At 64.0% G+C, this 13,825-nt stretch carries 12 protein-coding genes and 1 pseudogene; 8 read left to right on the forward strand and 5 right to left on the reverse strand.

Going from position 1 to position 13,825, the window contains the following annotated elements; translation table 11 throughout:
* The first annotated feature begins 1 nt into the window (after window position 1).
* From DQ353_RS09590 to DQ353_RS21630, 7 genes and pseudogenes are all read left to right on the forward strand, one after another.
* Window positions 2-1,723, forward strand: a complete 1,722-nt coding sequence (locus DQ353_RS09590; protein WP_113762530.1) for an amylo-alpha-1,6-glucosidase — start codon at window positions 2-4, stop codon at window positions 1,721-1,723.
* Window positions 1,724-1,844: 121 nt separating this feature from the next.
* Window positions 1,845-3,893: a beta-galactosidase gene (locus DQ353_RS09595; protein WP_113762531.1), complete on the forward strand. Its 2,049-nt coding sequence runs from the start codon at window positions 1,845-1,847 to the stop codon at window positions 3,891-3,893.
* A gap of 690 nt (window positions 3,894-4,583) precedes the next feature.
* The gene (locus DQ353_RS09600) at window positions 4,584-5,270 is read left to right on the forward strand and encodes an HD domain-containing protein (protein ID WP_113762532.1); all 687 of its coding nucleotides are present in this window, start codon (window positions 4,584-4,586) and stop codon (window positions 5,268-5,270) included.
* A 124-nt stretch (window positions 5,271-5,394) separates the two neighbouring features.
* Window positions 5,395-5,830, forward strand: a pseudogene (locus DQ353_RS22235) (aldehyde dehydrogenase family protein); the annotation flags it as partial.
* Between the two features lie 19 nt (window positions 5,831-5,849).
* Window positions 5,850-6,092 carry an aldehyde dehydrogenase family protein gene (locus DQ353_RS22240; RefSeq protein WP_286166715.1) on the forward strand — a complete coding sequence of 81 codons (243 nt, stop codon included), beginning with the start codon at window positions 5,850-5,852 and terminating at the stop codon, window positions 6,090-6,092.
* A 401-nt stretch (window positions 6,093-6,493) separates the two neighbouring features.
* The gene (locus DQ353_RS09610) at window positions 6,494-6,727 is read left to right on the forward strand and encodes a hypothetical protein (RefSeq protein WP_113762533.1); all 234 of its coding nucleotides are present in this window, start codon (window positions 6,494-6,496) and stop codon (window positions 6,725-6,727) included.
* Window positions 6,728-7,074: 347 nt separating this feature from the next.
* Window positions 7,075-7,245 carry a hypothetical protein gene (locus DQ353_RS21630; protein ID WP_181578316.1) on the forward strand — a complete coding sequence of 57 codons (171 nt, stop codon included), beginning with the start codon at window positions 7,075-7,077 and terminating at the stop codon, window positions 7,243-7,245.
* Window positions 7,246-7,440: 195 nt separating this feature from the next.
* On the opposite strand, the gene DQ353_RS21635 is transcribed toward DQ353_RS21630, so the two are convergent.
* Window positions 7,441-7,614: a hypothetical protein gene (locus DQ353_RS21635; RefSeq protein WP_181578317.1), complete on the reverse strand. Its 174-nt coding sequence runs from the start codon at window positions 7,612-7,614 to the stop codon at window positions 7,441-7,443.
* Between the two features lie 64 nt (window positions 7,615-7,678).
* Window positions 7,679-8,626: a trypsin-like serine peptidase gene (locus tag DQ353_RS09620; protein ID WP_113762535.1), complete on the reverse strand. Its 948-nt coding sequence runs from the start codon at window positions 8,624-8,626 to the stop codon at window positions 7,679-7,681.
* 371 nt (window positions 8,627-8,997) lie between these two features.
* Here DQ353_RS09620 and DQ353_RS09625 point away from each other — a divergent pair, with 371 nt between their 5' ends.
* The gene (locus DQ353_RS09625; protein WP_353616683.1) at window positions 8,998-9,609 is read left to right on the forward strand and encodes a very short patch repair endonuclease; all 612 of its coding nucleotides are present in this window, start codon (window positions 8,998-9,000) and stop codon (window positions 9,607-9,609) included.
* A gap of 380 nt (window positions 9,610-9,989) precedes the next feature.
* Here the strand turns inward: DQ353_RS09625 and DQ353_RS09630 are convergent, their stop codons facing one another.
* From DQ353_RS09630 to DQ353_RS09640, 3 genes are all read right to left on the reverse strand, one after another.
* Window positions 9,990-10,820 carry a polyphosphate polymerase domain-containing protein gene (locus DQ353_RS09630; protein ID WP_113762536.1) on the reverse strand — a complete coding sequence of 277 codons (831 nt, stop codon included), beginning with the start codon at window positions 10,818-10,820 and terminating at the stop codon, window positions 9,990-9,992.
* A 2-nt stretch (window positions 10,821-10,822) separates the two neighbouring features.
* Window positions 10,823-11,491: a DUF4956 domain-containing protein gene (locus tag DQ353_RS09635; protein ID WP_113762537.1), complete on the reverse strand. Its 669-nt coding sequence runs from the start codon at window positions 11,489-11,491 to the stop codon at window positions 10,823-10,825.
* A 658-nt stretch (window positions 11,492-12,149) separates the two neighbouring features.
* A complete protein-coding gene (locus DQ353_RS09640; RefSeq protein ID WP_113762538.1) occupies window positions 12,150-13,379 on the reverse strand; it encodes an amidohydrolase in 1,230 nt (409 codons plus the stop codon).
* Window positions 13,380-13,825: the final 446 nt, after the last annotated feature.

Raw genomic sequence — 13,825 nt, forward strand, 5'->3', positions numbered from 1 at the left:
AATGCCTATCCCGACCGAAACCACGAGCGCCCGCGAGAACCTCGAGGCCGCCGGCGGACACCTGGACCTGGTCCAGGCGCCGTTCACGCTGCCGCGCTCGCGGTTGATCATCTTCGCCCAGGACGAGGGCTTGAGGGTGTGCACCTCCGAGTACGAGAAGCGGCTGGCCGAATGCGTGGTCTTCGAGAACCTCCGGGTGCACGGCACCGACGGCCGCGTCCTGCCCGTTACCCGGGTGCTGCCGCACGTGATCGAGTTCGGCGGCGGCGCCGCCACGCTGAGTTTTGCCGGCCCCGCCGCGCTGAGCATCGGCACCGGCACCAGGCACCGGGGGCCGGTGGCGGTCCATTGGGAAACCCCGGACGGCACGGAGCAGTCCATGGCACTCGGTGACGGTCCCGCCGACTCCATCCGCTTCACCATCGACACCGACCGCCGGGCCGTGGCGACGCACGCGGACCGGCACGCCGCGCAAGTGGCGGCGACCGAGGCGATCTGGCTTCAATGGTTTGCCAAGTGCCCGGAGGTCCGCGAGGACCTGCGGGACATGGCCGCGTTCTGCTGGTGGGTGCTGGGCGCCAACATCGTCGAGATGCCGGCCCTGGGATCCGCCCGCGCGGTGGTCCCCTCCAAGATCGGCTACGTCGGGTTGTGGCAGTGGGACGCGTACTTCATCGCCGTGGGACTGCGCCACGGCGACCCGGAACTGGCCCGCGAACAACTGTCCCTGGCCTTCGGCTTCCCGCGCGAGGACGGCCAGCTGCCGGACGTGGTGCACGAGCTCGGCATCCTGGCCACCAGCGACGACCTTCCGGCATCCGACCGCGAGACCCTGCGCCGCGCCGGCTCCGCAATCGCCGATCCCTCGGCCCCGGTGCCGCTGACCAAGCCGCCGCTGGCGGCCTGGGCGTTGCGCAAGGTGCTGGAGGTCCAGCCCGCGGAGAGCTTCGGCGGCGAGGACTGGGTGGACGCCCAGCTCGAAACCCTGCGACGCTCGCAGGACTGGTGGTTCGCCGCCTCCGACCTGGACGGCGACGGCATGCCCGAATACGGCCACCCTTACTCCTCGGGCCTCGACGACAGCCCGATCTTCGACGGCCCACTCCCCACCACCGCCCCGGACCTCGGCGCCTACCTGGTGTTGCAGGACCTGGAGCTGGCGGGATTCGCCGAGCGACTGGGCCGGGAAGGCTGGCAGGCACTGGCCCGGAAGCACCGATCCCGCGCCACCCGCACCCAAGAGCTGCTGCTGGGCATGTGGGACGAGCCAAGCGGCTTCTTCCAGGCCCGCGCCGCCGGGGAACCGGTGTCCAGCCTCGCGGTGGTCGGCCTCATGCCGCTGCTGACCGGATCGCTGCCGGAACCCATCAAGCAACGGATGCTCGGCGACCTGGAGAACCCGGATAGGTTCGGCACACAATGGTCGATCCCGACCGTCGCGGCCGACGACGCCAACTTCTCCACCGAGCGCATGTGGCGCGGCCCGGTATGGATCAATACCAACTCGCTGGTCATCGAGGGGCTGCGCAACTCGGGCGAGTCCGAACGTGCCCGCGCCCTGGCCGAGCAGACGGTGAAACTTGTCATTCACGGCGGCGGCCCGCATGAGTACTTCAACCCTGTCACCGGCCAGAAAGCCAAGACGGCGACCACCGCGTTCGGCTGGTCAGCCGCGCTGTTCATCGACCTTGCGGTGCAACTGAGCACCAGCGAGCGTTGGTAGGCCCCGGCCAAGAACGCGCACCCACGACACCGTTGGCCCGCACGGGCTGGCACACGTGCGGAGCGGACAGCTCCCACTGACAAACACCCGGCGGCAGGTGCCGCCACAGAAAGGAACGGACATGATTGAACCCCGGTCTATCCGGCTCGATGCCCTTGCCTACGGCGGGGACTACAACCCCGACCAGTGGTCGGAGGAGACTTGGGCCGAAGACGCCAGGCTCATGGTCGAGGCCGGGGTGAACATCGTCAGCCTTCCGGTCTTCTCCTGGCCGCAGCTCGAGCCCAGCCCCGGCGTGTTCAACTGGGGCTGGCTGGACCGGATCATCGAGGTGCTCTGGGACGCCGGAATCAAGATCGATCTGGCCACGGCCACGGCCACACCTCCGTCCTGGCTGATCCGCCAGCACCCGGAGATGCTGCCGCACAACGTCGATGGCCAGCGGCTGGAGTTCGGCTCGCGCCAGGCCTACTGCCCCAGCTCGCCGGTCTGGCGCCAGCACGTTGTCCGGATGACCCGGGCCATGGCCGAACGATACGGCGACCACCCCGCCCTGGCGCTGTGGCACGTGTCCAATGAATATGGCGACCACGTATCGCGCTGCTGGTGCCCGGCCACTGCCGTGGATTTCCGCAGGTGGCTGCTCAAGCGCTACGGCACGCTCGAGGGCCTGAACGAGGCCTGGGGCGTGGGCGTGTGGGGCCAGCGCTACACCCAATGGGAACACATCGAGCCACCCCGCACGGCCACTGGACCCATCAACCCGACCCAGCTACTGGACTTCGAGCGCTTCTCCTCCGATGCCTTGCTCGAGCTCTTCCAGGTGGAGGTCGATGTGCTGCGCGAGGTGACCCCTCAGATCGCGGTCACCACCAACTTCATGTCACTGCTGCGCGATCTTGACTACTGGGACTTCGCCGCGGCCGAGGATCTGGTCACGGATGACGCCTACCCGGACCCGGCCGACCCGCTGGCCCACGTGGGCGCCGCCTTGAATTACGGGTTGATGCGCTCGCTGAAGGGCGGGGCCCCGTGGCTGCTGCTCGAGCAGTCGGCCAGCGCGGTGAGCTGGCGCGACGTGAACGTGCCCAAGGCCCCAGGCCAGATGCGCATTGACTCGCTGCAGGCCATCGCGCACGGCTCCGACGGGGCCATGTTCTTCCAGTGGCGCCAGGCCAAGTTCGGCCAGGAGAAGTTCCACTCGGCGATGCTCGGGCACCGCGGCGAGGAATCACGCAGCTTCAAGGAGACCAAGGCCCTGGGCGCCGAGCTCAAGAAACTCGAGCCGGTCCGCGGGACGCGCGTGCGCGCCTCGGTGGGCCTGGTCGTCGACTGGGATTCATGGTGGGGCTCCTCCGCCACCGAGTCCCTGCCGTCCCAGCGCCTGAACTACGCGGTGCAGGCACGCGCCTGGAACGCCGCATTCTTCCGCCTCGGGCACCCGGTGGACACGGTGCGCGCCACCGATACCTTCGAGGGCTACGACGTCGTCGTGGTCCCGAACCTCTACATCGCTACCAACGAGCAGGCAGCCGCACTCACCGCTTTCGTGGAACGTGGCGGCCAGCTGGTCATCGGCCCGTTCAGCGGCGTGGTCGATGAGACGGAGAAGGTCCACACCGGCGGCGCACCAGGTCCGTTGCGCGAGCTGCTGGGCGTGGAGGTCGACGAGCATTGGCCGATTCCCGACGGGGTCCAGGAAAAGCTCGAGGTTGCGGGCGAAACCTTTGCCGTGTCGATCTGGAGCGAATGGCTGGAACTCGTTTCCGGCACCGAGGTGCTGGGGTCGCACACCAGCGGCGAACTGGCCGGGCGCGCGGCCGTGACCAGGCGAGCCTGTTCCGGGTCCGGTTCCGCCTGGTACCTCGGGGTGGTGCCGGAGGAAGCGGGCTTGGACGCCCTCTTCCGCCAGGTCCTGGACGCCGCGGGGCTTCGAGCGCGCGCCGTGCCGGACACCGTGCTCGAGGTGGTTACCCGCAGCGACGGGGACACCGACTACACCTTCGTATTGAACCACGGAACCGAGCCGTTGGCGGTGACGGCCCCGCAGGGTTCGGTTGACTTGCTGGGCATCCGGGTGTCCGACGGTGTCCTCACATTGCCGCGTTATGGTGTCGCCGTCTTGGCCGCGGCCAGAACGGCCGCCGTCCCGCTGGTTCAGCGGGCCTGATGGGTCCGGACCCAAACACATGGAATGCCCGGCTTTCACACATGTGAACCACAGGCACGCCCCTTAGAGTCGTTATTACCTCTTGAAGGTGCGAGTGATGAGAGCACCGGTCGGAAGAATCCCCCATAATCTTCCGGCCGGTGCTCAACCATTTAACAATCGCGACCAAACTTTCCGGGGCGCGGCACCACCGCAACCCGCCGCCCTGTGATGATCGCCGATCACGGACCGGCTGCCCCGCATGCCGCAGCCGCTCGAACAGCTCCTCCGGCAAGTAGATGTGTTGGCTGTCCGTTGGCTCAGTGGGGGCACCACGGCGCCCCGGGAGCCGTACCCCGCAGTTCCTTTGGAGCCGCTCGAGGTGGAGGCGCAATCGCCTGGGAAGGCCCCGTCTCCTGAATATCGGATCGATGACCAGGATGAACATGCCGCTGCAGGGACTCTTTTTGCCGCAAAAGGAATGAGGTGGCGTCAACCGACCAGCTTCCGCCGGCCAGCCCGGCGAGCACCTCCGCCATGATGTCCAGGTTCGCCCTTGCCTCCCGTCCCACCCAAAGTGAAGCAGGGCCCCGTCAATGACCCTCCAGCTGCCGGGCACTCCGTTGACCCCACGTCCGGCAATAATCAGCGTCTTCCCCTGACCCGAAAACAACCCTTGGGAAAAACGGGTGCAGGTGCAAGTATGTGCCCATGATCAAAGTGCATCCGCAGGCCAACCACTTCGGGCTAGACACCTCCGAGCACATCCCACCCCCGATGCCCGACCTTTTCGAGACCCACCCTCTTCTGGGTGAAATCTGGGGGCGGGCGCGGGCACTGCTGGCCGTGCGCGACAACGATGCCCACACCCTCTTGTCCTTGTCCTTGGCCGCTTCGCTGCTTCATGCACGTCCACAGGCAGACCCTGGAGTGGTGCTGCCGGCCATGATGTTGCATGACATTGGCTGGTCCCAGGTGGAACCAGGCCTCGTGCTCGCCGCCATCGCCCCCGGCGGGGGACGTCCGGAGCTGGTCCTGCAACACGAAAGAGAAGGCGCCCGCCTATCCACGGAGATCCTTGAGTCCCTCGGCGTGGATTCGCTGGTGGTCGAACAGGTCGCGGCAATAATCGACGGGCACGATTCCCGCCCCCATGCCCTGAACCCCGACGACGAAATCGTCAAGGATGCCGACAAGCTTTGGCGGCTGACCCCGCACGGACTCGACACCATCATGGACTGGTTTGGGCTGCACCGCGGACAGGCCCTGCGCCTATGTGCCACGCGTGTGCTTGGCAAGCTCTTCACGCCCGAAGCCACCGTCATGGCTCGTGGGTTGATCGCGCTGGAACAGGCCAACCTGTGGCCCCGAAGCCGGGAACTGCGCCCGGGCACCTGAAGACACTCCCCCGATTCCAGATCCGCCCAGCTTCCGCCGCCGGTGCTCGCCTACACTCAAGGATGCACGGCGGTGGGACGCAAGATCGCCGCGACCTGCGGGGAGCTGCGGCGACCGGTGGACCTTGGAACTCGGCGGGAAATCCAGCGCGCTGGCGCTGCCGGACGCGGATCTGGGGGCCATGGGCGAGAACCTGATTCGCTCCTGCATGCGCAACACGGGGCAGACCTGCTACATTTCCACGCGCATCCTCGCCCCGGCCCAGCTCTACGACGAGGTCGTGGACATGGTGACGAACACGGTTGCCGCCGCACCCCAGGGTGATCCGCTGGATCCTGCCACGGTCTTTGGCCCGTCGGCCACCGACAGCCAGTATCGGACGGTGATCGAGTACATCGGCTCGGGCGAGGCCGAGGGCGCGCGCCACCACCGGCGGGCACACGGCCCAGCTGGGCGGTGACCTGGACGCCGGCTACTTTGTCGCTCCGACGGTGTTTGCGGCCGTGTTGCCCGGGATGCGGATTGCCCGGGAGGAAATCTTCGGACCGGTAATTTCGATCCTGCGCTACGACGGGATCGATGAGTGCACCGCGTTGGCGAACAACACCGAGTTCGGCTTGGGGTGGCCTCGTCTTTGGCGCCGACATCAACGCTGCGCAGGCCGCCGCCGAGCGCATGGCCACCGGCAGCGTTGGCATCAATTTCTTCGCGTCCAACCATGCCGCGCCCTTCGGCGGGCGAAATGACTCCGGGTTGGGTACCAAATACGGCCCCGAGGGGTTGACCGCGTACCTGAGCTACAAGTCGATTCACCGGCACTGATATTGGCCAGCTGCAAGCCTCCGGGCGGGTGAAAAAACCAATTGCCAGGCGGCACGATGAACACCGCCTTCACACCCAACATCATGGCTAGGCACATCAAATCCATAGACACTGGCCCTAGAGTCATTACTACCTCATGAAGGTGCGAGTGATGCGAGCACCGGTTGGATAAACGATTCATTCCCCCGAATCTTCCGGCCGGTGCTCAAACCTTTAACGGCGGCTTCGCCGCTGGGCAACACCCACGCCGACTCCGATCTTCCGCGGCCGGATATCGAATTCCGTCCAATCGGGCTGCCCTTAACCGCCAACCGCGGGTGCCCCCAGTCACTCACGGATTCCACGTGGCTCTTCATCTCGGATACTAAAGCAAGGTGTCACTTTGCTTTAGGAGGGACGGTTTGAGCGAGGGAATTTGGCATGTCAGCACGCGTCCCCGAAGCCAGAAGACGCACCAAACGGTCCTTGACACCACCAACGGGCTGTTGCGCGAAAAGGGCCTTGCGGGCGTCACCATCGAGCGCCCGCGCCATCCCGGCGCCCTGCGCACGCTGGTGCCTTCCCTCATGATTCCGCAAGAAGTGCGTGAACGATTCTTACTGGCGGTCGGCGCCCTGACGCAAGCTGGGCATTGAACCCACCGTAAGCAAGGCACCATGGCACATCCAGTCCCCTCCAATCGGTGCGTTGGCGATCTTCGCATGGACGGGCACCGAGGCACTGACCGGCCGGCTGACCTTCAGGGGCACTGCCGAAAAGGTCATGGCGGCAGGAGCGGCGGCATTCGCCCTGGGTGTTGGTGCCATTGTCGCCGCAGTGGCCCTGGAAAGCGAGTGGCTGTTCTATACCGCCAGCGTCATCGGCGGCTTCGGGTTCGGCGCCGGATTCCAGGGTGGCTTGTGCTCCATGCTTGAGTTGCTTCCACCCAGGCAGCGCGGCGGCACGCTGTCCTCGTCCTATCTTGTGAGCTGCGGCTTTCGGCGTGCCTACGCTGGTGGCCGGCCTGACGATTCCGGGCTTCGGACTGCAGAACGTCCTCTTCGGCTACTCCACCTTGGTGGTCATCTTGGCGATCGTGGCCGTCCTGTTGCTGCTGTGCTCGCGGTTCAAGCGCCGCCGCGAAACCCGCGCGGCCTGTTCGGCCATCGCCTGAAGCACTCACACCCAACGTCATGGTCGGGCACATCAATTCCATAGCTTCGCCACCTAGAGTCATTGTTACCTCATGAAGGTGCGAGTGATGCGAGCACCGGCTGGAACAAGGATTCATTCCCCCGAATCTTCCGGCCGGTGTTCAAACCTTTAACAACGGATTCATGAACTTATCCGTGCGAATTATCCGACCGGGTCATTCCTCCTCATTCAGGCTTTCCGGATCCGTCAATTCGATTTCCCGAGGAAGCGCCGCTTTTCGTCGTTCCTCCGTGAAATATTCAATTTGCTCCTCGGGCGTCGCCTCCACTTTGAAGACGGATGGCTCAATGTCCTCCGGATCGTCTTTCGCGTTGACCCTGGATTCCATGTTGCACCTCCTAAACGGCAGCGGGTGGAACGCCATCATGGCGATCCACCCACCGATTGGACTACTAGTTTTGTGCCGACTGGTAAGCCTGCTCGATGACCGATCCCCAATAAGGGCCGAACATCGTATTGCGGATTCCTCCGTAGCCGAAGCTGTTCACCGAGTTCTGGAAGCCGTCGGAGCCACCCAAGAACCATGGACCTCCGGAGGAGCCACCGGTCATGTCGCAAGGAATTCCCTGCGACTGCGTCTGCCCATACGGATCGTCCGTCGCGGCTCCACTGCACGATTGCAGGGTCTCCCCGTCGAATGGCCGTGCGGCCGGATACCCGAATGCGGTGTAGGTCAGTCCCCTGGCCTGGTTGAAAGCAACGCCCGAGGCACCTACCCGGTCAGCCAGGCTCACGCCGCTCTGATCCGAAACCACAGCAAACGCCGTGTCAAAGGTGATGTCCCCATCTTGGGTCCACTGGGTCGGTGCGACGAGCTCGGTTGCCGCGAAGGTCCCATAGGGCGCGCTGCCGTTTTCATAGGCAGGAACAAAGACCCAATGAGTCGCGAAGGCACCCGGTCCTTCGTTGACGCAGTGGCCCGCAGTCGAGACGGTCGCCTCGTTTGCGGCAACAACGGCATTTCCGGAACACACGTAGTTCGCTCCACCCAAGGTGAAGAACACCTTGCCTATGTGGGAAACGGGGGTTTCGGCCACATTCTTGCTGGGCTTGCCGGCTGTGGGCTTGGCCTTACTTGCGCTTCGCCCGGCAATCTTGGTCGATTCGCCGATATCCAGCGGAGCCTTGGACGCCGATTTGCCGCGAGCAAGGATATCTGCCGATTTGGCTTCCTTCATTCGCCGCGGCGTCCAGTAGCTCATTGCTGCGTCGGCCTGCGTCGACGAGATCTTCTTCGTGTCGACCGAATCCGATTCGGACAGCGGGGCCGAAGTTGCCGTGGATGCGGTTCCACCGATCAGGGCGCCCGCGAGAAGAAGCGCGGCCACCGTCCTGCTCATGGATTTGCCCTTGGAATTCTGACTTACGTACGTTGCGTGCACGTTTCATCCTGTCCGGTGGCGCCATTGCCACCTTCAAAAGTGTGTGCCGAGGCACTGGAGGACAACAGTCAAACACACGCTTCAAACAGTCACTAGAGACTTTTGGCTAACATTTTCGGGGCCGAGGATTCTGGACCCCCGGAAATCTATGAAACGAAACCGAATCCGAAATTCGGGGATTACCCATGAGTAGGGTAGCCATCGAGATTGGCAGGTTCGCTCCAAAATTATTTGTCTTGGGGCTGACTCAACGGAATATAGGGCATGTCCGGGTTCTTTTTTGGCCAAAGTCGCAAAGTCACGTTGCGCAATGAGACCGTTCTCGGAATGTGAAGGAAAACGGCGGCAACGAGATCGGCGACGGCAAGAAAAAGATCCTCCCGCAACGACTGATTGCGGCCTTTCGGGAGCAGCGGGTGCACAATCGGAGCATGGACAGCATGTCCGAACAGGCGCGCTCGCAACTTATGGGACGGATTCGCGGAAAGGACACGAAGCCCGAGTTCTTCGTGCGAAAGTTGCTCCACGCTGCGGGATATCGATATTGGCTTCACGGCCGCATTCCACGGCGAACACTCGAGACGCTGAAACGCGAGAATCCCGCGGCATTGCTACGCGGCGGCAAGCTCCCCGGTACCCCGGACATCGTTTTTGCCTCCCGCCGCAAGGCCGTATTTATCAACGGCTGCTTCTGGCACTTACACGACTGCCCCGCCGGGCAGCACGCCCCGGCGACAAATAGGCAGTTCTGGGCGGACAAGCGCAACCGCACTCGCGAACGGGATCAGGAGAACGCTGCGGCCCTGCATGCGCTGGGCTGGAAGACGATTGTTCTGTGGGAGTGCGAGTTGCGCGACCCGAAGGCCGTTCTTGCGGTCCTCGTCGATTTTCTGGGTCCGCCGTCGGCCGTCGAGCGGGCCACCGGCTCCAAAGGGGCATGACTCGCCGTGGCCGCACCTGTCGAGGCACTGCCCTGCAGCAGGCGGCGGGCCGTCAAGGATCGCAGAACACGCTTCGGGTAACAGCTCGTTCGATCCGGCGCCGTGTGCCCCGCTTCGAGGGTCCTACCTAGCAGATGTGTGTCGCCCCCCGGAGGAACGCCGCAGAACCACCCCGAGCTGGATTTTCCCGGGCCCCGACCAGGTAGCCCCGCGCGCCACCGAACCGGCGGTCCCGCCACAAGAGGTTGTCGGCAAGGACTGTCCGGGCTCGGCAACGATTTCCATGGAGTCTCCCGGAACCAACTGCCGAGGCTTCACGCGCAAGGTTTCGAACTCCAACGGCGGTTGAACGCCCATGCCCATCTGAGTGGCAATGCTGCCTAGCTCAGGACCTGACGCGGGCTGCGTTTCCAACCGAAGTTCCGTTTGAGCAGTCGGCTCCACTTGTTGGCGGCCAGGTGCGGGTGCAGCAGCGCGATGCCGAGGCAATACTTGCTCATGCTCACCGGGCGAATGCCCATCTGCGACAGCACGGCGTCCGCTGCTCCGCGTCCGCTGGCGGTCTTCGTCTCGATCACGAACAGGTCCGGGCCGTGCACCGTGGCGTCCTGCCGGGAGTACACCAGGTTCACGTCGCAGGTCAGCCGTTCCTCGTCCACGGGATTCACAAAGGTCCCACGGACGTAGTCGCTGCGCATGACCGCTTCCAGGTGCGGCAGTTCCTGGTTGTACTCGGCGCGCAGTTGCACACGCAGGAACTCGGTCGCCTCGGGGGTGATGGAATCACGCTCCGAAAACTCGTAGGGAATCCGGTGCTTCACGGTCTGCCCGCGCAGCCCCTTGAACTTCGCCTCGAACATGCACAACCCGGAATCGGCGTAGGTGCGCGTGCGGATCTTGTAGCGGCGCCGGCGGCCCTGCTTGTGCGCGGTGAACATCTCCATATCTGGGGTGTCAAAGTACACCGATTCGTAGGTGAACATCCGGCGCCCCTCGATCTCCATGATCCGGAACCCGTCTCCGAGACGCGACATCAGTTCGGTGAACTGCTCGGCTGAAAGCAGGAACTTCTTGTCCACCCGGGTCATCAACGCGGCCTCGCTGACGACCTGCTCAAGCGAGATCGGATCCGCCGCCGCGGCAGCCCAATCCAGCGCCTGGGAGCACGAGCCTGCCAGCACCCCGGTCCCGGGACTCTGCGTCGAGGTCATGGCTATCGCCCCTGGCGCTGGGCAAGGTCCCGTTCGCCGGCGGTGTGCGGCTGCGGTGCACTGGCCGGCGCCGGGATCGATTCTATGGACGGGGCGTCAAGAAGCTCGCGGCGTTTGCCGGCCACGATGTTGGCTCGGAAGCGCACGTCTACGATGGTCAGGTCACGGACCATGTCCAGCTCGATCACCACGGTGCGCAACACCTTGGCGTTGAGCAGCTCGGCCAGTGCGGCGTGCAACTGGTGCTGTTGCGCATAGGCGGTGTCAAGGGTGACGGTCTGGCGCATGGTGCGCCGGCCGAAGGCCGGGTGGTCGGCGACGAACATGACCAAGACCATGGCCAGGCTCAGTGCCGGCGAAAGCCAGGCCGGGTCCGGGTGCAGCCCGTTGATCAGGCCGATCGCCAGGGAAATGAAGTAGTAGGCGACTTCTTCCTGGGTCAGGGTGTCCGAGCGAAGACGGATGATCGACAGGATGCCGAACAATCCCAGGCCCAATCCGGCGCCGGCACCGGAACCATTGAGCAGCATCGTCACCCCGAAGATGCCGAAGTTCAAGGCAAGGTAGGCCAACGCAAGGTCCTTGCGGAAGTGCCTGCGGTAGTAGATGCCGCATACCAGCACCAGCATCGCAACCATGTTGGCTGCCAGGGCTATCCAAAAGTTCTGCATATCAGGCTCCTTCATCTCAGGTTTTATTCATTCACCGTCTGACTAGGACGATATTGATCCTTTATGAGACGAAAAGGAGTTTTTGATGAGAGGGCTCTCATGAAGCGGCGGCAAACACGAGATAAATCGCGGCTCAACAGGGACGTTGACGCACCGTGAAATCCGGTGGTGACGATGGGTCGACCATCAAATAGGAGCTGTGCGGTGTACTCCCGTCCTGCTATCCAGAGCACCTCCGTGGAGGGTCTTAAGATCGCGCGGCCTTGATCGCCGGGCCTCGAATAGACGCGCACCCATGCGGGCCAAATTGGAGGGATGAGCCGCTCCAACTTGTCGAGCAGAAAACGGCCCACCAGCCACCCTCGCACCTGCCGGATCTGTCACGCACGATGTGGACACGGGCAAAAACCTCCTTCAACTCGAGCGGCTACGGGCCAACCCTCGACCTGATTCCGCGTGGGATCAAGGCAACCGACTACGGCCATGGCAGGCCCACGGATCGAGGATCCTCCCCTGGCCAAATTCCGCAGGCGGCGCCAGCAGGAATTCTTCCCCCCGAACGCTTCATCTTCACCGCATACCGTCAACCGAGCTCGGTTGAGGGTATGCACTGGCGGTGAGGGGGACCGCACCCTGCATTGGTCGGTGGGCGCTGCGGTCAGTTCCCGAGCTTGGACAGAATCGCGGTGATTGCCGCACGGACTCCGGTCTGAAGCGTGGGCTCGATCGACGGTGCGAAGAACGGGGAGTGGTTTGCCGGAGGGGTTCCCTTGGCCAATGTTTCGTCCGAGTTGCTGCCGAAACGCCAATAGACGTTGGGCACGCCGATGGCCGTAGCCAAATGCCCGAAGTCTTCGCTGCCCATTACGGGCTTGCCCACGATGACGTTTTGGTCGCCGAGAACCTCCCGGAGTTCAGAGATCAGTTGGTGTGTTTCGGCTGGATCGTTGACCAGCGCAGGAAAACGGTAGAGCTGCTCAACGATCGGTTCCGGTGCGGCGGAGGCGGCCGCCTCCGCCGTCACGATGCGGCGGATCGCGGCCAGCACCAAGTTACGGACGGCAGGATCGAATGTGCGCACGTTCAGGGTGAACTCGGCGCGGTCCGCGATGATGTTTTCTTTCAGTCCCGCATGGAACGTTCCCACCGTGACCACTGCCGCCGACCGGGGGGCGACCTCGCGCGAAACGATTGTCTGGAGGCGAACCACCATGGACGCGCCCAACACGATCGGGTCGATGGAGTGCTCCGGCATGGATCCATGAGAGCCCTTGCCCAGCACCGTGACCTTGAGCGAATCAGCCATCGCCATGGCCGCAGCTGGCGCCACGGTAACGGTTCCGGCCAATGCACCGATGACGTGGGCGCCATAAATGATTTCCGGCTTGGGTGCCTTGTCCCACAACCCGTCGTCGACCATGGCTTTCGCGCCCGCAGCGGTTTCCTCGCCGGGCTGAAGGATGAAGACCACGGTTCCGGCCCATTCGTCGCGATTGCCCGCCAGCACGCTGGCCGACGACAGTGCAACAGCCATGTGGACGTCGTGGCCGCAAGCATGCATGACCGGAACTTCCGTCCCATCGGGCAGTGCCGCTGTCACCGTGCTGGCGTAGTCCAACCCGGTGTTCTCCTGCACAGGAAGTCCATCGGTATCTGCCCGGTACCCAACTACCGGACCATCCCCGTTGCGCAGGATACCAATGACCCCGGTTCCGCCGCAGCGGATGGTTTCAAGACCCAGCGCCCCGAGCCGCCCCTCCAGATAGCGTGCGGTCTGATGCTCCTGCATCGACAACTCTGGGTTGGCATGAAGGTGTTTGTAGGTCGCGGCCAAGTCGGCGACGGTCGAGGAATCAAGGTCAAGAAGTCTTAATGTTGCAACGCTCATGGCGTGCTCCTTTCTAGGGGGCTTGGCGATTGCCCGATGTGAACAGCCATTCGATTTTGAGTGGTGGCTCGCTCGGATCCGACCTTCCATTGCCACCTCGGTCCTGTACCTGGGCCAGAATGAAATCGCGACTATGGGCGGCCGCTGGGTCGGCGGTCATCCGTCGCCTGGATTTCATGCGCAACCCGTGCGTCCGGAGAAGCACACCGAGCCGTTTGACGGACGCGTTTCGGTGCCCGACGCTTCCCCTCATTGAACAGAGACCACCGACGATTTCCCACGTGTTCATGGCGTGGCAGCGCCCGGAGTCGCGCGTTGTGATCCGCTGGAATCGGGGGTCGGTGCCCTGTTCGTCACCACGTTCCAACGCGGGGATGCCTCCCGGATCGCATGCCCCAGATCCCAGTAATCACTGCTTCCAGGCAACGCCGGGGACCTGGTTCTTC

It is taken from the genome of Arthrobacter sp. AQ5-05, from assembly GCF_003287975.1.
In the GTDB taxonomy this organism is placed as follows: domain Bacteria; phylum Actinomycetota; class Actinomycetes; order Actinomycetales; family Micrococcaceae; genus Paeniglutamicibacter.